General features: G+C 40.0%; 11 protein-coding genes. 6 read left to right on the plus strand and 5 right to left on the minus strand.

What is annotated here, in order from left to right; genetic code table 11:
• Window positions 1–4 precede the first annotated feature (4 nt).
• Both RCZ04_RS10210 and purH read right to left on the minus strand, forming a co-directional pair.
• The gene (locus RCZ04_RS10210) at window positions 5–742 is read right to left on the minus strand and encodes an MlaE family ABC transporter permease (protein ID WP_460485935.1); all 738 of its coding nucleotides are present in this window, start codon (window positions 740–742) and stop codon (window positions 5–7) included.
• Window positions 743–764: 22 nt separating this feature from the next.
• Window positions 765–2,297, minus strand: a complete 1,533-nt coding sequence (purH, locus tag RCZ04_RS10215) for a bifunctional phosphoribosylaminoimidazolecarboxamide formyltransferase/inosine monophosphate cyclohydrolase (RefSeq protein ID WP_460485936.1) — start codon at window positions 2,295–2,297, stop codon at window positions 765–767.
• Between the two features lie 826 nt (window positions 2,298–3,123).
• Between purH and RCZ04_RS10220 the strand changes: the two genes are divergently transcribed.
• The 4 genes from RCZ04_RS10220 (at window position 3,124) to RCZ04_RS10235 (ending at window position 7,152) form a co-directional block, all read left to right on the plus strand.
• On the plus strand, window positions 3,124–4,371 hold the full coding sequence (locus RCZ04_RS10220; RefSeq protein ID WP_460485937.1) for an ABC transporter permease: 1,248 nt from the start codon (window positions 3,124–3,126) through the stop codon (window positions 4,369–4,371).
• Between the two features lie 226 nt (window positions 4,372–4,597).
• Window positions 4,598–5,524 carry a site-specific integrase gene (locus RCZ04_RS10225; RefSeq protein WP_460485938.1) on the plus strand — a complete coding sequence of 309 codons (927 nt, stop codon included), beginning with the start codon at window positions 4,598–4,600 and terminating at the stop codon, window positions 5,522–5,524.
• Between the two features lie 29 nt (window positions 5,525–5,553).
• Window positions 5,554–5,844 carry an HPF/RaiA family ribosome-associated protein gene (hpf, locus tag RCZ04_RS10230; protein WP_460485939.1) on the plus strand — a complete coding sequence of 97 codons (291 nt, stop codon included), beginning with the start codon at window positions 5,554–5,556 and terminating at the stop codon, window positions 5,842–5,844.
• Between the two features lie 114 nt (window positions 5,845–5,958).
• Window positions 5,959–7,152 carry an OmpA family protein gene (locus RCZ04_RS10235; protein ID WP_460485940.1) on the plus strand — a complete coding sequence of 398 codons (1,194 nt, stop codon included), beginning with the start codon at window positions 5,959–5,961 and terminating at the stop codon, window positions 7,150–7,152.
• A 138-nt stretch (window positions 7,153–7,290) separates the two neighbouring features.
• On the opposite strand, the gene ligA is transcribed toward RCZ04_RS10235, so the two are convergent.
• Both ligA and RCZ04_RS10245 read right to left on the minus strand, forming a co-directional pair.
• Entirely contained in the window at window positions 7,291–9,279 is a 1,989-nt protein-coding gene (ligA, locus tag RCZ04_RS10240) for an NAD-dependent DNA ligase LigA (RefSeq protein ID WP_460485941.1), read from the minus strand.
• A 121-nt stretch (window positions 9,280–9,400) separates the two neighbouring features.
• On the minus strand, window positions 9,401–12,076 hold the full coding sequence (locus RCZ04_RS10245; RefSeq protein ID WP_460485965.1) for a putative LPS assembly protein LptD: 2,676 nt from the start codon (window positions 12,074–12,076) through the stop codon (window positions 9,401–9,403).
• Between the two features lie 1,076 nt (window positions 12,077–13,152).
• Between RCZ04_RS10245 and RCZ04_RS10250 the strand changes: the two genes are divergently transcribed.
• Window positions 13,153–15,201: an HD family phosphohydrolase gene (locus RCZ04_RS10250; RefSeq protein WP_460485942.1), complete on the plus strand. Its 2,049-nt coding sequence runs from the start codon at window positions 13,153–13,155 to the stop codon at window positions 15,199–15,201.
• Window positions 15,202–15,205: 4 nt separating this feature from the next.
• The gene (locus RCZ04_RS10255) at window positions 15,206–19,096 is read left to right on the plus strand and encodes a hybrid sensor histidine kinase/response regulator transcription factor (protein WP_460485943.1); all 3,891 of its coding nucleotides are present in this window, start codon (window positions 15,206–15,208) and stop codon (window positions 19,094–19,096) included.
• An 80-nt stretch (window positions 19,097–19,176) separates the two neighbouring features.
• Here RCZ04_RS10255 and dld read toward each other — a convergent pair whose 3' ends face one another.
• Complete coding sequence (gene dld / locus RCZ04_RS10260; protein WP_460485944.1) at window positions 19,177–20,868, minus strand: D-lactate dehydrogenase; 1,692 nt, start codon at window positions 20,866–20,868, stop codon at window positions 19,177–19,179.
• Window positions 20,869–20,870 lie beyond the last annotated feature (2 nt).

The raw sequence follows: 20,870 nt of genomic DNA on the forward strand, positions 1-20,870 counted from the left end.
TATTTTAAGCGTAGAACAACTGGGTAAGCACTGAGTTAGAGAGAATAATAACTATACTCGTCCATACAAACGATACCGTGCTCGCTTTCCCAACGTCCAGTGCACCTCCTTTCATATAATAACCGTGATAGGACGGAATTGTAGCCAAGAAAAAGGCAAAAACTACCGTTTTGGTAAAGGCGTATACCATACTATAAGGTTTAAAGTCGTATTGCACTCCTTGTACAAACTCAGCGGACGTGGTATAGCCACTCATCACCGCTGAAGCCCAGCCTCCTAATACCCCTAAGTACATACCTAAGGCAATGAGGAAAGGCAATAACATCAGGGCTACGATTTTGGGGAATATCAAGTAGTTTACTGAGTTTACTCCCATAATATCAAGAGCGTCTATCTGTTCGGTTACGCGCATAGTACCTATACTGGAAGTGATAAACGACCCTATTTTTCCTGCCAAGATGATGGCTGTAAAGGTAGGAGCAAATTCCAATACGATGGATTGACGCGTAGCAAACCCTATGAGGTATTTAGGAATAAAAGGGTTATCGATATTTAGGGCGGTCTGTACGGCTACTACCCCTCCTACAAAGAAAGAGATAAAAGCCACAATCCAAATTGACCCAAATATCAAATCATCTATCTCACGCAAAATGAGGTCTTTGGTAATCGACCAGCGGGTGCGTTTGCGAAAGATATCATAAAGCATTATAAAATAGCCTCCTACGGCTGCAATATGTTTCATACGTTGTTTAAATAGCGTTTAATTAGTGTTTAAAGTGTCGTACTCCGGTGAATATCATTCCCATTTGGTGTGCATCGCAATAGTCGATGCTGGCTTGGTCTTTGATAGACCCACCAGGTTGTATTACAGAACGGATACCTTCGTTATGAGCGATTTCCACACAATCAGGGAAGGGGAAGAAGGCATCGCTTGCCATTACTGCATCGTTGAGGTCAAACTGAAATTCTTTAGCCTTTTCAATAGCTTGTTTAAGAGCATCTACGCGACTGGTTTGCCCTGTACCACTGGCGATGAGCTGTTTGTTCTTCGCTAATACAATGGTGTTTGATTTAGTATTCTTACATATTTTAGATGCAAAGAAGAGGTCTTCGAGCACTTCAGCTGAGGGTTTTACAGCGGTTACGTATTGCACATCTTCTATACTGTCGGTTTTGAGGTCTTTTTCTTGTACCAAATAGCCGTTGAGACAGGAGCGTACACTTATTGTAGGCATTTTGGCTTTCTTCTGTATTAAAATAATGCGATTTTTCTTTTGTTCGAGTATTTTTAAGGATTCATCGCTGTAAGAAGGGGCAATAATTACTTCGAAAAAGAGCGAGTGAATGGTTTCGGCAGTGGCTGAATCTATCTTAGTATTAGAGATGAGAATGCCACCAAAAGCCGATACTGGGTCACCTGCGAGAGCATCTTTATAGGCTTCGAATATGGTTTTGCGTGTGGCTACCCCACAAGCGTTGTTGTGTTTGAGAATGGCAAAAGTAGGGTCGTCACCGACAAATTCAGCCATTAGGTTTACGGCGGCATCAACGTCTAAGAGATTATTATAAGAGAGCTCTTTGCCGTGCAATTTTTCAAAAAGGGCATCGAAATCGCCGTAGAACTCTCCTTTTTGATGTGGATTTTCGCCATAGCGCAATACTTGTCCGTCGCACTCGTTAATGGCTAAGGTAGGTATTTCTTCTGTTTGGTTAAAATAGTTGAAGATAGCGGTATCGTAGTGTGAGGACACGCGGAAAGCCTTAGCTGCAAAGTGGCGACGTTGTTCTAAAGTAGTGCTTCCGTGCTGTTCGTCTAAGATATGCAACAGCTCGGCGTATTCGTTTACTGATGCTACACAAAGCACATCTTTATAATTTTTGGCAGCTGCACGAATGAGTGAAATGCCGCCTATATCAATTTTTTCAATAATCTCTTGCTCATTGGCACCGCTGGCTACTGTTTTTTCAAAGGGATATAAGTCTACAATCACTATATCGATTTGAGGGATAGCGTATTGCTTCATCTCTTCAGTATCTTGCGCATTGTCTTGACGGTTGAGGATTCCCCCGAAAATTTTAGGGTGGAGTGTTTTCACACGTCCGCCAAAAATAGGGGGATAATCGGTAATAGTTTCAACGGGAACAACCTCTACACCGAGTTTTTTGATAAAGTCTTCAGTACCTCCTGTGGAGTATATAGTGATACCTAAGGTTTTCATTCTGTGAATGATAGGTTCTAATCCTGTTTTGTCAAAAACAGATATTAAGGCAGATTTTGCTTGTTTTGCAGTGCTCATTTAGAAAATGTGTTTTAATTTTGGCTACAAAAATACTACTTTTTACCAATACCAAGCAAATAAAAGATTAAAAAAATACTAATAATACCAGAAATGCCAATAATACCGATAATACTGATAAGACGGGGGCAGATTTTTCGGAAGAGTCAGATTTTTCGGGTGGGGCAGGTAGGTCAGATGGTGAGTTAGGGTGGCGGAAGTAAAAGAAATATTTCAGAAGAGGATTTTGAGGTAAAAGATAAAAGGTAAAAGGTAAAATGGGTATGGTTAGCTTATACAAAGCTTATAGGAAGCTTATACGAATCTTGGACGATTGTTATACAATAGCTATATAAAGAGTTGATTCATACTATAATACAATAATGTCAATAACACTAAAAACAGGGTTTCGTGACGAAAGAAATAGGAAGTGTGAGCCGCACAGGCAGGTAGAAAATTAGAGAATTAGCAAATTTGAAAATGAGAAAATGTGTAGAAACCTCCCCCTAACCCCCTCGGAGAGGGGGAATTGTAGTGACGGAAAGATGATGAAAAAATAGTAAAAGCTACTTTCTATTCACATACTCCACTTTCACGGACAACCTCCAAAGGGGAATGTAGTGATGGAAAAAATGAAGAAAACCTCCCTCTGTTCCTCTCCGAGGGGGAATTGTAGTGATGCAAAGGCGAACAATGAACGAAGAGATAACAAAGAAACAGTGAGGGTAATATGAAAAGGGAGAGTATCCTTGTGGAGTATGAGTGAAGAAAAGAATGAAATAAATTCGTCTTTAATTAAAAAAATAATGTATATTTGCAAAAAAAATAAGATAAGTATAGCTGACCTATGTTTATTTATTTACAACTATTAAAAGAGAGCTTTAACTTTGCAATCAAATCGTTGCGGGATAATAAGTTGCGTACTTTCTTATCGTTATTGGGTGTAACGGTGGGAATCTTCTCTATTATATCAGTATTGGCAGCGGTAGATTCGCTGAATAGAAGTATTCAGGAGAGCCTTTCGGGCTTAGATAAAAATATGATTAGCGTCTCTAAATTTTCGTTTGCTCCTACCGATGTGCCGCGCTGGCAACGGTTGAATTTTCCACAAGTTACGTATCAGGAATATGAGTTTATGAAGCGTGAAATTCCTAATACTGAAGCTGTGGTGTACGAAATGTTTGGGGTAATTTCTTCAGCAAAGTACGGAGGGAAAACTATTTCTTCAATGAATGTGCAAGCTAGTACTTCGGGAGTGGAACAAATTAGCGACATTCGTATGGGCAAGGGACGTTTTTATAACGAAGCAGAATCGAATGCGGGTACGGCAGTAACTGTTTTAGGGTATGAGGCTGCGGAACAACTCTTCGGTGAAGAAGAGCCTATTGATAAGGAAATACGCATTTTTGGACGCCGACTTACGGTTATTGGGGTACTAAAAAAATATGGTGAGCTGGGAGGTGGACCGGATAATAATGCTTATGTACCGGCTAATTTTGTAAGAGGATTTATGAATACAGGTCCACAAGGAATGCCGAGTGGGGTAGTACTAAAGCCTAAAAAAGAGGTGGATATGGCGGAATATGAAGCTGTATTGCGCCAAAAATTACGTACTTATCGGGGGCTTAAGCCTGATGATATTGATAACTTTTTTCTCAATAAGATATCGTCGTTTACTGATATGATAGATGAGACGATTAGTATGATGAATGTAGTGGGCTGGATTATTGGGGGTTTTTCTATTTTGGTAGGGGGCTTTGGTATTGCTAATATTATGTTTGTGAGCGTGAAAGAGCGTACGAGCCTCATTGGAGTACAGAAGTCGTTAGGGGCTAAGAATCAGTTTATTTTGTTTCAGTTTTTGTTTGAAGCGGTGCTTTTAGCTATCATTGGAGGTCTTTTTGGGTTGCTTTTTGTGTGGTTACTTACCTTTATAATCCCGAGCAGTAGTGATGGGTTTAACTTTATGTTATCGTTTAAAAATGTAGCGATAGGTTTAGGAATCTCGTTTGTAGTAGGATTGCTTTCGGGTATTATTCCGGCATCGTCAGCGGCACGGCTTAATCCTGTGGAAGCGATTAGAACGGGGCAGTAATGGGGTGTGATTTGCATATATTTGGTGAGAAAAGGGATTTTAAAGGAAAAAGAGGGGAGATATAACTCACTCATTTTCTACAAGTAAAAAAATAATTAACAACTCATCTAAAAAATTAACATTTTTTTTATGGTGTATATGAAAAATATTTAGTTACTTTGTAGCGAAGAAAGGTGAAAGCCTTGCTTTAGGAACTGAGTTTACTAATCAACTAAATTTTTAACCTATGCCCATCAACGCCTTTATAATATATCTCTCAATAGAGATGAAGTACTCTGATCATACGGTAGAGGCTTATAAACACGATCTTAGGAGCTTTGAGAAGTTTATTAAGAGCTTGTATGAAGAAAAGGGGGAAGATTACTGTTTGGAACAAGCAGATCAAGAAGATATAAAGAAATGGATCATACACTTATCAAATGAGGCGATATCGTTTAGGAGTATTAATAGGAAGTTATCGGCTTTGAAGACTTATTACAATTTCTTGAAGAAGACGAAACAGATAGAGATAAGTCCGTTTGAGAAGGGGATATTTTTATTGAAGACGGAGAAGAAGCATAAGTTACCTTTTTCGGAAGCGGAAGTTGAGAAGGTATTGTCTTTTTTTTCGGTGAAGAATTCATTTGATGAGGTGAGGGATAGGGCAGTGATAGAAACGCTTTATGCTACGGGGATACGACGAGCAGAGTTATCAGGGCTAAAAGTAAGTGATGTAGATTTAGGGCAAAAGCAAATAAAGGTGTTAGGGAAAGGAGATAAAGAGCGTTACATACCTATTATTCCAGAGTTAGAAGAGACGCTTAAGGAGTATTTGGCAATAAGGGAGGAAGTGAAGAATGAAAAGAGCCAAGATTATTTATTTTTAGTAAAGAACGGCAAAAAGATATATTCGACGCTGGTATACCGAATTATAAATTCGTATTTTGGAGCTGTTACGACGAAAAGAGACGTGAGTCCTCACGTTTTACGACACTCATTTGCGAGCCATTTGTTAGATAATGGGGCAGACCTATATACTGTGAAGGAACTACTGGGGCATTCCAGTTTAGCCTCTACTCAAGTGTATACGACGACGAGTTTGGCAGAACTTAAAAAGCAGTATAAGAAGGCGCACCCTCGAGCCAAAGGGAATAGCGATGAGGGGAATAATTGAATTGTTAAACCTTAAAATTTGTAAACATTATGAAAGTACACGTACACCCAGTAGATTTTACAGTCGATCAGAAATTAGTAGACTTTATTCAGAAGAAGCTTGATAAGCTTGATAACTTTTATGACAGGATTATTGAAGCCGATGTGCATTTGAAGTTGGATAATACCAATACTAAAGAGAATAAAATAGTAGAAGTGAAAGTACATATCCCAGGAGAGAGTCTTGTGGTAAAGAAACAGTTTAAGACTTTTGAAGAGGGGGTTGATAGTGCTATCACGCCGTTGGAAAGAATGTTACTAAAACACAAAGATAAGCATTAGAAAACTTGTGTAACAAGAAAGAGCAGAAGCTTAAAGTTTGTTAAAAACTTTTTGGTTATAAAAAAAAGTTATACCTTTGCCCCAGTTTTTGTATAATTATATAATTAGAAAGTAATGAAAAGAAGCATTTTAGCATTGGCTTCATTGGTTTTCTTTGGAGTCCAAGCACAACAGAATGACTATAACAGATGGTCTATTGATATAAATGGAGGTTTCAACAAACCTACCACCCCTTTCACAAGTGGGTATAGTACTAATACGCCTAATTTATGGAGCGCAAACGCAGGGGTTCGCTATATGGCAAACAACAAGTTTGGGGTTCGTTTAGGTGGTGGATATGACGTTTTCAAAAATGATGACGATACTCCTAATTTTGAGTCTAGACTTTGGAATGTAAACTTACAAGGGGTAGCAAACCTTGCGAGTGTTCTTAGCTTTGAAGAATGGACAAGTGACTTAGGATTACTATTGCACGCTGGTTTGGGGTATTCACAACTTAATAGTGACGATATTTCTAAGCCCGACCAAATAGCATTTCTTACAGTAGGTCTTACTCCACAGCTGAGAATTTCGAACCGTATAGCTTTCTTGCTTGATGCCTCAATGTACATTAATAGCAAGCAACAGCTTACTTATGATACTAAGTCAGCTAATGGACAACAAGGTTTCCAAGGGAACCACTTTACTCTTACAGCTGGTTTGAATATTGCTCTTGGTAAGCACGGTAAACACGCCGACTGGGCAGCCGCTTCTAAAAAAGATGAATTAGAAGAAGTAGCTCAACGCGTAGCTAATCTTGAAAATAACGTTGCTGACTTGAAGAGCGAAGTAGCTAACAAGCAAAACAAAATGAACGATGCTAATGGTAACAACGTTCCTGATGAAATTGAAAGCTACTTAAACGATAATTACAAAGCAAAAGATAAAGTAGGTGAGAACGGTGAAGTAACAGATGATGACGTAGCTGCAGACCTTATCAGAAAAGGTTATATCAGTGCATACTTCGACTTTAATTCATCTAAGCCACAGATATCATCTTCTTGGGCTGTAGATTTTGTAGCTAAATATATGAAGTCTAATCCTAATGCTCAAATTAATATCAAGGGTTATGCTGATGAATTAGGAGGTACTCAGTACAACCAAACTTTATCACAAAAACGTGCTGATGCTGTGAAAGATTTATTAGTAAAAGCAGGTATTGATGGCTCTCGTATCTCTGCCGAAGGTAAAGGTGTAGATGCAAGTGTTGATAAAAACTCTTCAAGAGCACGTCAGTTAGCTCGTAAGACAACTTTTGAATTGAAATAGTGAGATAATCAATTTAGAATAACAAGCAACAATGCCCCCAAAAGTTAATACTTTTGGGGGCATTGTTCTTTATGAGAAGGTTTATTTATTTTAACCAACAAAAAGAAAGCTGTAGCATAAAAAAATATTCAACGCTACTTATAAAATCATTGTATTAAATTCTTCTTCACTAATCATCATCACACCTAATTGCTCAGCTTTTTCTTTCTTACTTGGTCCCATATTATCACCTACTATTACGTAATTAGTTTTAGAAGAAATAGACGATCCTACTTTCCCTCCGTGCTGTTCAATCAAGGCTTTGAGTTCGTCGCGTGAATACAAGTGAAACACTCCTGATACTACAAAAGTGAGCCCTTTAAGGGTATCTGTTTGCTCTTCTGTTGTTTGTTCACTAAGTGTGAATTGCAAGCCGTAACCTTTGAGTCTATCAATGAGTTTACGATTATAGTCATCAGCAAAGAAATTCACTACACTACTCGCTATTTGGTTGCCTATTTCATCTACTTCTATTAATTGTTCAACGGTAGCACTTTCAAGGGCTTCAATAGTTTTGTAATGACGAGCCAACTTTTTAGCAACCGTCTCACCTACATATCTAATCCCCAAAGCAAAAAGCACACGCTCAAAAGGCACTTCTTTAGATTGCTGAATACCTTTCACTATATTCTCGGCACTCTTCTGTGCCATACGCTCTAAGGGGAGCAATTTATCTACAGTCACTTCGTATAGGTCGGCATAAGTATGAATAATGCCAGCACGGAAGAGTTGTTCTACAGTCTCTTCACCTAAGCCTTCAATATCCATTGCCTTGCGTGAAATAAAATGCTGTATTTTACCCGTAATCTGTGGCGGACAGCCATAAGCATTAGGGCAGTAGTGTTGTGCTTCGCCTTCATTGCGCACTAATTCGGTATTGCATTCAGGGCAATGGGTGATATACTGTACGGGCTCAGCATTAGCTTCGCGTTTGTCTAAGTTTACTCCTACTATTTTAGGGATAATCTCTCCGCCTTTTTCTACATATACCGAGTCGCCTATGCGAATGTCTAATTTCTCAATCTGGTCGGCATTGTGCAAAGAGGCGCGTTTTACTACCGTTCCAGCCAATAATACGGGCTTGAGATTTGCCACGGGAGTGATAGCTCCTGTACGTCCCACTTGGTACGAAATACTCTCTAAAACAGTATCTACCTGCTCAGCTTTATACTTATAAGCCATTGCCCAACGCGGTGATTTAGAGGTATATCCCAATTCTTGTTGTTGCGCAATACTATCTACTTTCACTACCACCCCATCGGTTTCGTAAGGCAAAGTGTGGCGTTTGGTATCCCATTCGTTAATAAAGTCCATCACTTCAGTAGTAGAATGGCAAAGTTTAGAGATATTAGGTACTTTAAAGCCCCATTCGCGCGCTTTCTCTAAGCCTTCAAACTGACTTGTTACTCCTGTATTCCCTACTAAAAAGTACAACAAGCAATCCAAACCGCGTTTAGCTACTTCGGCAGTGTCTTGCAATTTTAAACTACCACTGGCAGTATTGCGCGGGTTCATAAAAGGATCTTCGCCAGCTGCTACGCGTTCTTTATTGAGGTTTTCAAAGGCTTTTTTAGGCATCACAATTTCGCCACGAATGTAAAAACGCTCTGGGTAATCGCCTTTCAGTTGCAAGGGTACCGAGCGAATCGTGCGCACATTGGCAGTAATATCATCACCCTGAATACCGTCTCCACGAGTGGTTGCTTGTTTGAGTTTACCGTTCTCATATAGCAAATCAATAGAAGCCCCGTCGTATTTCAGTTCGCAAGTAAAATTAATTTGGTCACTGCCCAACGCCTTAATAATGCGCTGTTCCCATTCTTCTATGTCTTCTTTAGAATATGAATTGTCTAATGAGTACATACGGTATTCGTGTACCACAGTAGGAAAGTTCTTGGTGATTGTACCCCCCACTCGTACTGTAGGCGAGTTCTCATCATAAAACTCGGGGTCTGCTTGCTCTAAAGCTTGTAGTTCTTTCAGCTTTTGGTCGAACTCATAATCCGAAATCGTAGGATTATCAAGCACATAGTAGTTATAGTTGTGCTGATTGAGTTCCTCGCGAAGTTGTTGTATCTTTTCTTTCATAGCTATTTAAGACCAAGTATGCCCTAAAGGCATAAAAATCTTTCAAATCTTTTCAAATCAAACAATTTTCTGCCTGTGTGGCTCGCACTATCATTTATCATTAACCATTAATCATCAATCATTACCTCAAAACCCTATCTGGTTCTCTGTTTTTCTCCCATTTTAGGTCAGAAAGCATTGAGGCTTTGATGCCGATAAAGAAATACCACGAACTGCGGTAACCGAATGGAGTAAACTGAAAACTCATACGGAAACTGCTCAAATCGCGCTCAAAACGCAATTGCGTGTAGGTGAACCCTTGGTTTACAAAGTCGTAACCGCTCGAGAGCCCTACTTGCCACTTAGGCGTAAGCGACACGTTCCCCGAGAACATCAGTGAGTTGTTGGCTATCCTGCTTTCACGTGCCTGATTGCTGTACGTAAGTGAGTGAGCCAAGGTAATATCCCAAGGAATAGCCGCCTTATAAAAGGTCTTCTTTTCCTCTTTATCCTCGCCTTCTCTGAGTGGCTTATCCATATCTTGCACTTCGCTCAGCGGTTTCGATGAACCAAAAAGGTCATCGGTGCGTCCACCTGCTACCGTTCCCGTCTGTTTGTCTTTATTCTTATCTTTTTTATCTTTGTTCGAGAAAGAATAGTTGGTAGAAATATTGGCATTGGTAAGTCTAAACAGGCTACCGCCGTTGTCAATATTCCATTTCTCCATTTGTCGCCCGTTGTTGTCTATCGCATAAGGGTTAAGTGTCGCCCCAAAGTTCACCCCAAGTTTGCCATTGAAAAACGAAGTACCCCCCGTAACGTTCAGCGGACTAAATTGCTTAGTAATCACGTTGTAGTTTGAACTGAAATTGAGGCTGTTCAAGAGCATTACTTTCTTAGTCTCTGCATCGGTACTATCCTTTTGTCGCACTTTCGCTTCAAAGGTATTTGCCAATGAGAATCCTATCGATTGTGATTCACCCAAACTGGGCGTACCGTAGACACCTCCTTCAAAACGAGTGTACTGTGCGCGGTTGCCATAAGCATCGGATATATAATAATCGTAATACTGGTCAAAAGAAGGATTATAACCATAACTCACCGAGGGTCGCATCACGTGGCGAATCGCTTGTATTTTAGCATTCTTCCCAAAGCGGAAAGTCCCGTAGATAGTGGTACCTAAACTCGCCCCCAGGTTGTACGTCATAAAACGGTCAAAACCACTGAGGGTGTCAATGCCTACCTTGCCAGTGTTGCTATTGAAGTCCTTACGTCGAATGGTCTTAAACTGCCACGTCTCGTTTACTGAAGAGTTGAGTCCTAAGGTAACGTATTTAAACAGCTTAGCCGTAGTACTCACCGGTATAGAGTGGCGCACCCCGTTTCTTGCCTCATCGAACATCTTCTTAGTAAAAAACAAACTGTCATAGGTCGAAAAACGGTTATCCGCCTGCATACTGTATTGGAAATTCAGACTCTTGATTAGCCCTTTCTTCGCTTGTCCTTCACGAGCAAAAGGGTAAATACGCTCCATACTCGCACGCATCGAAGGCAATGTCATATCAATACTTTTGGTATTCGTATTTTGTGAATGCGATGCCGATAGTGATAAGTTAATCGATGGATACGCTGGAAACGTCTTAGAATACGAAATAGACGACATCATCGTATTGTTCAAAAAGTTCGATGTGTTCGCTTGATTGTACGATTCTTGGTAATATCTACTGTTGCTCGATAGGTTCACCGAAGCCGAGAAGTTGGAGTTAGGATTCGCTTTGCCGTCTTTAGAATGCGACCATTGGATATTGTACATACGGCTACCCGAATAATCAGGTAAGCCCCTCATACTGTATATGTTGTTCTCAAACGAAAGATTAAAACTTCCTGAGTACTTGTAGCGCTTCACATAAGCCGACTGTGCCCTGAGCCCATAACTACCATTGGTGTAATAGTCGCCCGTGAGCGAGAGGTCAAAATTGTCGCTAATCACGAAGTAGTAACCTATGTTCTGCAAGAAATAACCGCGGTTGTTCACCTCTCCAAAGGTAGGGAAGATAAGCCCCGAAGACCGCCCCGATACCATAGGGTAATAAGCGAAAGGGATAGCCAGTGGCGTAGGAATATCCACGATATACATATTGCTGAATCCCGCAATAATCTTCTTCTTAGGCACAAACTTCGCTTTGCGCACTTTGATGTAATAATCGGGGTCATCAAGGTCTTCAGCCGTAGTGATAATGGCGTTGCGCATAAAGTAGGTCGAGTCGTTCTCCTTCTTGATGATTTCTCCTTTTATGTTGTTCTCGTCCTGTTTCGTATAAGCATTGCGGATAATCGCCTTCTGGTTCCGATAATTAAAACGAATAGAATCAGGCTCTATCACATCACTACCTTGCTTAAAAACAGGGTGCTGACTGTATTCTCCTACACTGTCTTTCAGGCGTCCGGCATACACTTCGCCCTTCTCGTAGTTAATCACGTCTATCCCCGCAGTGATGTCAATATCAGTATATTGCACATTAGTCTCGTTGTACAAGATGATTTCATTCTTCACTTTGTTGAAGACGATACTATCCTTAGCCTTGTATTTCACGATGTCTTCCAAGGCATTCTTAGGCTTTTTAAGCGTGTCGTTTTTAAGAGAATCTTTCGCTTTTTCCGAAGGTTTTTTAGGGCGGATACGTCGCCCACGGCGGTCGTTTTTGGGTTCTACCGTATCTTTTTTAACGGTATCGCGCACTGTCCACGGATACGTATAGTGAAAACTGCCCGACCTAAAGGCGAATGATTCCGCATACCAAAGGCACGAGCTTATCACTAATAAGCTGACAATGAAAGTTATCTGACGTTTATAATGTAACAAAGTCTTTTCTATATAGTTTTATTGAGGGGTCAAAAATACAACTTTTTTTTGAATTACCTGCTATTTACCAAAAAAACAACATCCAAAACACGATATTTTACAAACGATTCCCCTCACTTTAATGTCGCTACAGTTCCCTTTTTTGGAGGTAATCTGCGAGAACGAAGTAAGTGAATAGAGAGCAGTTTTTACTATTTTTCTATCACTTTTCCGTCACTAATTCCTCCTCCCCGAGGGGGTTAGGGGGAGGTTTCTGCACATTTTCTCCGTCATTCGTCCTCGTCATTCGCCCATTTCCCCTAATACCTATTGCCTAATGCCTAATTTTCTATCACTTTTCCGTCACTAATTCCCCCTCTCCGAGGGGGTTAGGGGGAGGTTTCTACACATTTTTAAATTTGCTAATTCTCTAATTTTCTACCTGCCTGTGCGGCTCGCACTTCCTCTTTCTTTCGTCACGAAACCCTATTATCAGCATTTTTGGTATTATTGTATTATGGTATAAATCAACTCTTTACATAGCCTTTGTATAACAATCGTCCAAGATTCGTATAAGCTTCCTATAAGCTTTGTATAAGCTAACCATATCCACTTTACCTCTTATCTTTTACTTTTTACCTAAAACTCCTCTTTTGATATTTTTCCTTTTCTTCCGACGCCTTCTACCCCACTATGTTTCCTCCTCAACCACACTCGAAAAATCTGACTCCTCCACACTTTGCCAAAGTTTTTAATCTCCCGTCGTGCTACGACCTTTGGCAAAGTTCATTATTTGGTATTATCGGTATTATCAGTATTATTGGTATTAATCGGTATTATTAATATGAATCAAGGGTTAAAAAATAATTATCACTGATACACAGTGCATTGTCACTTTTGCGTTACATCTCCCCCCTTGAGGGGGGCTGGGGGGATGTTTATAATTAGCGAGTTAATTCAACCCTTAATCGGCATTATCAGTATTTTGGTATTAAAAAATTATTTCGTACCTTTGCAGTGCATTTATGTTTACATTTGAGAAAGGACGAACGATGATAACGCTCAAAAATATCAAAGAATTTATTAAAAAATCACTTGTATTCAAGATATTAGCCTTTGCCATAGCCTTAGTGCTCATCTTGCAAGTTTTTCCCGAAAAAGCGAAGTTTAAGTATGAATTTCGCAAGGGAGAATTATGGCAACACGATAACCTATACGCCCCTTTTGATTTTCCCCTCAAAAAAACTGAAGAACAAATAAATGCCGAAAAGCAACATATATCTAGCCAATCTACCGTTTATTACAAGCAAGATACAACTGCCTTTGTGAGTGCTAAGCAAAAGTTTGAACAGAAGAAGCTTAGCTATTTCAAGTATTTGCCCGAAGATAAAAGAGAGCTCTTGCTCAACAAAGCTGAGGCTTTTTTAACTGAAAGCTATCAAAATGGGGTGATGCTCAATCCACCTGCATTTAGCCCCTCCGAAGTCTTTGTTATCAAGCATAACAATCAAATAGTGGAAGTGCCCACTGAGCGCCTGCTGTACCTTCAGCAGCTCACTGAGGCTATTAAAAATTATTTTGATACCGCCCCTTATAACGAATATCTCAAGAATTACTACGAACTTTTCTTTGAAATCCTTACCCCTAATCTCGTAATCGACCAAAATTTTACCCAAAAAGCACTTAGTCAAAATCTTAAAGAAATAGTCTATACCCGTGGTTGGGTAAATAAAGGAAAACTCATTATCGCTAAAGGCGAATTGGTAGAGGGAGAAAAGCTCAATACCCTTTTGTCGCTTAAAGAAGAGTACGAAACCCAAACGTGGAATCAAAACAACTATAATTGGTCGCTTTCAGGTTATTACATTTTAGTAGCTATGGTCTTGCTACTAATGGCGTTATATCTGAAAATGTACGAAAAGAAGATATACAAAAGCAACCTTAAATTGGGCGTTATTTTGCTCAATATGCTTTCTATGATTCTCTTCGTAGGGCTCATTGCAAGATATTTCCCTGATTATATCTATATTGTTCCTATAGGTATGATGGTGCTCATTCTCAAGTCGTTTTTCGATTTGCGTACCGTCCTCTTTGTGTATATCAGCACCATACTCATCACAGGCTTTATTGTGCCCAATAGCTTCCAGTTTGTATTCATACAGATTGTGGCTGCTATGGCTATCATTCTCACCCCTAGGGGAATGCACTACCGATTGAGCAGTTTTGTATCAGCAGGACTGATCACGGCTGCCTATTTAATTATTTATATCGCTTTCCATACCATTACCGAAGGAACACTCAAAGGACTCGATATCTCTCTACTTACGCTCTTTATCCTCAATGGTATTGGTATTCTCTTTTCGCAACCCTTTACGTATATCTACGAACGTACTTTTGGCTTAGTTTCCGATGTCTCTCTCTTAGAACTCTCCGATACAAATACCAAGCTCTTGCGTCAACTTTCCGAAAAAGCTCCAGGCACCTTCCAGCACTCTATGCAAGTGGCTAATCTTGCCGAAGCTGCTGCTGCCGAGATTGGAGCTAATACCCTCTTGGTGCGTGTAGGTGCCCTCTATCACGACATCGGTAAGATGGAAAACCCTATTTACTTTACCGAAAACCAAAAAACAAGCCTCAACCCTCACGACCAGCTCACTCCTGAACAAAGCGCTAAGGTGATTATCAAGCACGTAGCCGATGGAGTAGAACTCGCTCATAAAAACAAACTGCCCAAACGCATTATCGATTTTATTAAAACCCATCACGGGCGTAGTCTTACTTATTATTTCTATCGCAAAGCCTTAGACTTAAATCCCGAAGGTACTAAGGAAGAAGATTTCCGTTATCCAGGTCCTATTCCTTTCTCCAAAGAAACCGCTATTCTTATGATGGCTGATTCGGTTGAAGCAGCTACTAAGAGCCTCAAAAATCCTACTTTCGAAGCTCTCAATGAGTTTGTAGACCGTATTATCAAAAAACAGTTAGACGATAATCAGTTTGCCAATTCCGATATATCTTTCAAAGAAATCGAAGCTATCAAACGCATATTTAAAAGCAAACTTACTAATATCTATCACGTACGCATCGAATACCCTGAATAACCCAATGAAGATAATAAAACTACCATCGGTGCTTGGCACTTATATCTTACTTTTTTTTACGTGGGTAATCTACGGGCAAAACCCTACGGAATACTATTTTAAACGTATTTCCATTGAACACGGTCTCTCTCAATCGGGCGTTACCGCTATTGTACGTGACCATAAGGGAATTTTGTGGATAGGTACTCGCCAGGGTATCAATAGGGTAGACCGTAATCATATCAAAAGGTATACTGAGTCTTACATCTACCATCTTTATGAAGATACCCAGCATAACCTTTGGGCTGTAACCGATAAAGGCGTATGGCAATACGACCCAAATAAAGATACTTTTACCTCTAAAATCCAGCAACAACTCTTCTCTATTTGCGCTACTGAGCAAGGGGTTTACTTTGGTGGATATAGTGCTATCTACCAGTATAACTACAAAACTAAAAATATAGGGCGCTTGCCTTTGAGGAAAGAACCTAAAACAAAAGATAAAGAATGCCTCATTACCTATCTATGTCCTGTTGATAATACAACCTTTCTTGTAGGTACTGAAAACGATGGTATTTATAAGTATTCTCTTACCTCAGAACTGTTGAGTTTGTTTATTGAAAATACAAGCCCGCTGAGTTCTTTGTATTATGATGCACAACACAAAGAAGTGTATTATTCTATTTTTCAAAAAGGGCTTTTTCGTGCTACCCTTGCAGGTGAATTGCGCTCACATTACGATACTCACAATACTCTTTTGTCCAATGATATTATCTTAGATATCAAGCCTTATAAAGGCAATATATGGTTAGCCACCGATGGGGGAGGAGTATCGGTTTTTAGTCCTGAGAAGAACACTTTTTACAATATTCAGCATAGTGCCGGTAATATACATTCCTTGCCGGTCAATTCCATTACAGTGCTTTATGAAGACCCTAATCATAACCTTTGGGCAGGTACAGTGCGCGATGGCGTTTTTCTCTTTAAAGAAACCTATATCAAGACTTATACCGATAGTGCGTTAGGAAGTAGCAATGGGTTAAGTGAACGCGCTGTGATAAGTTTGTTCGAAGCTCCCAATGGCATCATATGGATAGGCACCGATGGAGGAGGTATCAATGCTTTTAACCCCAGAACAGAACAATTTGTACATCATACCAATACGTATAACGATAAGGTCTCTTCTATAACCTATTTTTCACCTAATGAGTTGTTAGTCTCTCTCTATGGCAAAGGTCTTTTCATATATAATATTCTGAGTCGTTCCTACACTCCTTTCTTGCTCATCGATGAAGCTACTGACCAGCAAGAGTGTCACGCAGGCTTTACTCCCTTTGTATATCACATTGATAAAGATAAAATACTCATTACAGCTAAAAATACCTATCTGTATAATCTTCAAAACAAAGAGTTTAATAAAATTTCTTTTGCCGAAGGACTTACTCCTAAAAATGCCTTACAACTCAAAGCACAACAAGGTGATACTTTATTTCTCTCCAAAGGAAATGTACTCTACCAAATGAAGTTATCGGAAGCTAAGATAACACGTTATCTACCCCTTAATGAAGGGTATACTATTAGTGCAGTATGCGATGATAAAGTTCATCACACCCTTTGGATTGCTACTTCCAATGGGTTGTTTAGTTATGCGATACCACAAAAGAAGCTCAGTGCCGTAGGAACCGATAATATGTTCCACCAAATTAGCTATATGCAACTCGATACTGAACAGCGTTTGTGGATTAATGCTTCCAACGTGCTATTTTCTTATCATATTCCCGATAAGAAGATAATGATTTGGGACGATTCCGATGGCTTTCTCCACAACGATGTGCTTACAGGCTATGTACAGTTGTTGCCTTCCCCTTACATCTATATGGGAGGAGTGGGTGGTTTTGTGAAGATAAATAAGAATATTCACACCGAAGAGAGTAGTACTCCTTTACTCTTTTTGCAAAATATAGAATTGAACGGCAAAATATACACCGCCGAAAACTTTCCTAAAGAGGTACCCCCTTATTTCAAAACCTTAAAACTAAATGTAGGATTGAATGAAAAAGATATGTTTAGGCGCATACTCTTCCGTTTTAAGATTAAAAATAACGCCCAAACTTCGGTGATTGAAACTTATGACAATAGTTTAGATATCTCTTTGCTTTCAGTAGGAAAATACCAAGTAGAAGTCGCTTGTATGACTAAAAATGGTTATTGGACGAAAGATACCCCATTGCTCAACTTCGAAGTGCTTCCTGTGTGGTATCAGCGCACTTCTTTTTTGGTAGGAGTTTCTTTGCTTTTGTTGGCTATTATTGCAGGTGTAATGTGGGGTTATCTGCGTCGTAAAAAGCAACAACTCAAATGGCAAATAGCTTTGCATCAGCAGGAACTCAATGAAGATAAAATACAATTCCTCACCAATGTAAGTCACGAATTGCGCACGCCTCTTACCCTCATTTATGCACCGTTAAAGCGTCTGCTAAATCATACCGAGAGTGGTAAACTCACGCGTTCACAGAAAACCCAGTTAGAGAGTGCTTTCCGTCAAGCTACTACTATGAAGAATATTATCAATTGGGTATTAGACTACAACCGTAATACTTCGTTAGAAAATACACTCACCAAAGCCTATACTGATTTGAATCACTTTATCACTGATAGTGCTAAAGATTTTGAACAAGAATTTGAAACAAAGCATATAAGTTTAGAACTACACCTCGATAAAAATCTACCCCCTGTAGAGTTAGATAGTGCCAAAATAAGGGTAGTCCTTTCTAACCTACTAATGAATGCAGTAAAGTTTAGTAATGAGTATTCTACTATACACATTCGCAGTAGTTATAACGAACAAAAAGTGCGTTTTCAAGTAGAAAATACCGGTATAGGATTGCATAATATTGATATGGATAAGCTCTTTACTCGCTTTGAACAAGGAAAACACAACCAGCGAGGTAGTGGTATAGGGTTGGCTTATTGTAAAGAATTAGTAGAGAAACATCTCGGTACTATTGGGGCTTATCAAGATGAAGAAGAGCAAACGGTTTTTTATGTAGAATTACCTTACTCTCATAGCACTGAGGGCGTCCTTCACAAGTTTGAAGGTGAAGAAGAACAAACCGAAGCCCCAGAGAAGATAGCAGTAACTATGGATACCTCTATGTATTCTGTACTCTTAGTAGATGATAATCCTGATTTTTTAAATTATCTTTATGATGAACTTCGTCCGTTGTTTAAAAGCGTTTTAAAAGCAGTAAATGGTGAGGAAGCTTTGTTGTTATTAAAAACGCATCAGCCCGATATTATTATCAGCGATGTGATGATGCCTGTAATGAATGGTTATCAGTTGTGTAAAGAGGTGAAAGAGCATTTGCAAATCAGTCATATTCCCGTAATATTACTCACTGCTAAAAGTGATACCGAAAGTCAAAAGATAGGCTATAAATTAGGTGCCGATGCTTATCTCTCTAAACCTTTTGATATAGACCTTTTGCTTTCAGTAATAGGTAATTTGCTCAAACAAAAAGAGCTCATCAAGCAACGTTATGAAAAAGAACTATTGATTCCTTCACCTGCACTTACTACTATCAGCAATGCTGACGAAGTGTTTATGATAAAACTTAATGAAATCATTAAAAAGCACTATAGTAATATCGACTTAGATGTAACAATGATTTCTGAAGCAATGGCAATGAGTCGTGCTTCGGTGTATAATAAAATGAAACAAATTACAGGCATTGGTATCAGTGAATATATCAATAAGTATCGCATAGAAGTAGCTTGCCAGCTCTTAAAACAAACAGAAAAATCAGTTACTGATATAGCTTTTGAAGTAGGATTTAACTCTTCTAAGTATTTTAGTACAGTTTTTAAACAAGCTACTAAAATAACGCCACGTGATTATAGAGAAGGTATGAAGTGATAAAGAAAAACAAAAAAGAGAGGCTATCTCAAAACTTTTTGAGGTAGCCTCTCTAAATAAATATGTAATACTATGAGTTTCTATTTCCAATCTTTTTTCTTAGAGGTCTTACCAATACCTGGGTTAAAGCTATTGGTAGGGTCAAGAGAGTTGTAAAAGTTCTTAAGGTCGTCGTTAGCGTGATATAAATGTCCTACATTGTGTTCTGCAGGATATTGTGCGCCACGAGTGTCTAATATTTTGAGCATCTCTTCTTCTATTTCCTCACAGTTGTAACCTTTCTTAATCACGTAATCTTGATGGAATACGTGGCACATAAAGTGACCATAGTACAATTTGTAAAGTATCTTAGCGTCGAGTTCAGGAGGAAGCTTTTCAAACCAATCTTCATCATTGCGACGCAAAGCGATATCCAAAGCAACGATATCTTCAACCTCGTCCTCGTGTACAGAGCGGTAGCGAATAGCGGCTGAGGCTACGGCAAAGCGCAAGAGCATAGCCGCTTGAGCCAGTTTGGCATCACACTCAATATAAGCGCCTTTGCTACTATCAGCAAATTCTTTTTTGAGGTACTCGCGGGCTTCTTCCACGCCCTTGCCTCCCATCTTTAAGATGAGGTGGTGTTCGTACTGGTTGCGGTAGTCCCACAATATTTTAGGCAAGTGCTGAGGCATTAGCTTAGAGGTGAATTGCAAGAATTTTTCGCTGAAGTGATTGGGCATAAAAGGCAATTTCTTAGCCACACGGTCGCCCCACGCTTTCATTGCAAATAGGCGGGGGAGGTACTCAGTGCCTACATTTTTGATATACCAAAAAGTATCTTTGCCGTACTTGGCAGCAATATCAAAAGCCGTGCGGTGGATGTACTCGCCCGAGATAGGAATTTCCTCAAAGGTGCCAAGCATATCGCGGCGCAACTTGGTGAGTACAGCTGTATCGTTGGTGCCTATATAGAACACAGCGGTGTGTTTTTCGGCAGGGAAGGTGTCTACGCGCACGGCAAACACGCCCAAGCGCCCTGCACTTCCTGAAGTCTCGTACAAACGAGCAGGGTCGGCATTGAAGCGGGCAGGAGTATCGGCATTGATTTCGCGCACGTGGTTGCAATAGTCGTGGTCGTGCCCTTTTTTGCCTGTAGCGTGAATGTCTTTAGCTTGATATTTACCCTCTTGCAAGTTGGTGAGGATTTCTTGAGGGGTAGTCCCTAAGTCGATGCCCAAGTGGTTGATGAGCTCTAATTTGCCCTCAGCATTGCGTTGGGCGAAGAGCGCCATTTCAGTGTAGGCAGGGCCGCGTTGTACTAAAGACCCTCCAGAGTTGTTGCACACGCCCCCAATGACTGAAGCCCCAATGCACGAAGAGCCAATGACTGAGTGCGGTTCGCGTCCGTGAGGTTTGAGTTCTTGTTCCAAGTGGTTGAGGGTAGCGCCAGTGAGGCATACGGCTTGTTTGGCATCGAGGATGAGCTGGATATTGTCGTTGCGCATCGTGTTGATGATCACCACCTCGCGGTCGTAATCATTGCCAAAGGGGTTAGAGCCCCCAGTGATGCCCGTGTTGGCAGCTTGCGAAATCACGATGACATCGGCATTGACGCAGGCTTCGAGTACTTGCCATTGTTCCCACAAAGTAGCGGGACGCACCACGGCAATCGCATTTCCTATACCGAAACGGTAGCCAGTTCGGTAACGTTCGGTTTTGGAAGGATCAGTAATAACGTACTTAGCGCCAACGATGTGGCGCAAGGTTTCTAATAAGGTTTCTTTATTCATTA

Source organism: Capnocytophaga sp. HP1101, assembly GCF_054772415.1.

What these genes read in the sequence shown, in the direction of transcription:
- purH (WP_460485936.1), bottom strand. Translation starts at nt 2,297, where the DNA reads ATGAGCACTGCAAAACAAGCAAAATCTGCCTTAATATCTGTTTTTGAC.
- RCZ04_RS10210 (WP_460485935.1), bottom strand. Translation starts at nt 742, where the DNA reads ATGAAACATATTGCAGCCGTAGGAGGCTATTTTATAATGCTTTATGAT.
- RCZ04_RS10255 (WP_460485943.1), top strand. Translation starts at nt 15,206, where the DNA reads ATGAAGATAATAAAACTACCATCGGTGCTTGGCACTTATATCTTACTT.
- RCZ04_RS10250 (WP_460485942.1), top strand. Translation starts at nt 13,153, where the DNA reads ATGATAACGCTCAAAAATATCAAAGAATTTATTAAAAAATCACTTGTA.
- RCZ04_RS10220 (WP_460485937.1), top strand. Translation starts at nt 3,124, where the DNA reads ATGTTTATTTATTTACAACTATTAAAAGAGAGCTTTAACTTTGCAATC.
- ligA (WP_460485941.1), bottom strand. Translation starts at nt 9,279, where the DNA reads ATGAAAGAAAAGATACAACAACTTCGCGAGGAACTCAATCAGCACAAC.
- dld (WP_460485944.1), bottom strand. Translation starts at nt 20,868, where the DNA reads ATGAATAAAGAAACCTTATTAGAAACCTTGCGCCACATCGTTGGCGCT.
- RCZ04_RS10225 (WP_460485938.1), top strand. Translation starts at nt 4,598, where the DNA reads ATGCCCATCAACGCCTTTATAATATATCTCTCAATAGAGATGAAGTAC.
- RCZ04_RS10235 (WP_460485940.1), top strand. Translation starts at nt 5,959, where the DNA reads ATGAAAAGAAGCATTTTAGCATTGGCTTCATTGGTTTTCTTTGGAGTC.
- hpf (WP_460485939.1), top strand. Translation starts at nt 5,554, where the DNA reads ATGAAAGTACACGTACACCCAGTAGATTTTACAGTCGATCAGAAATTA.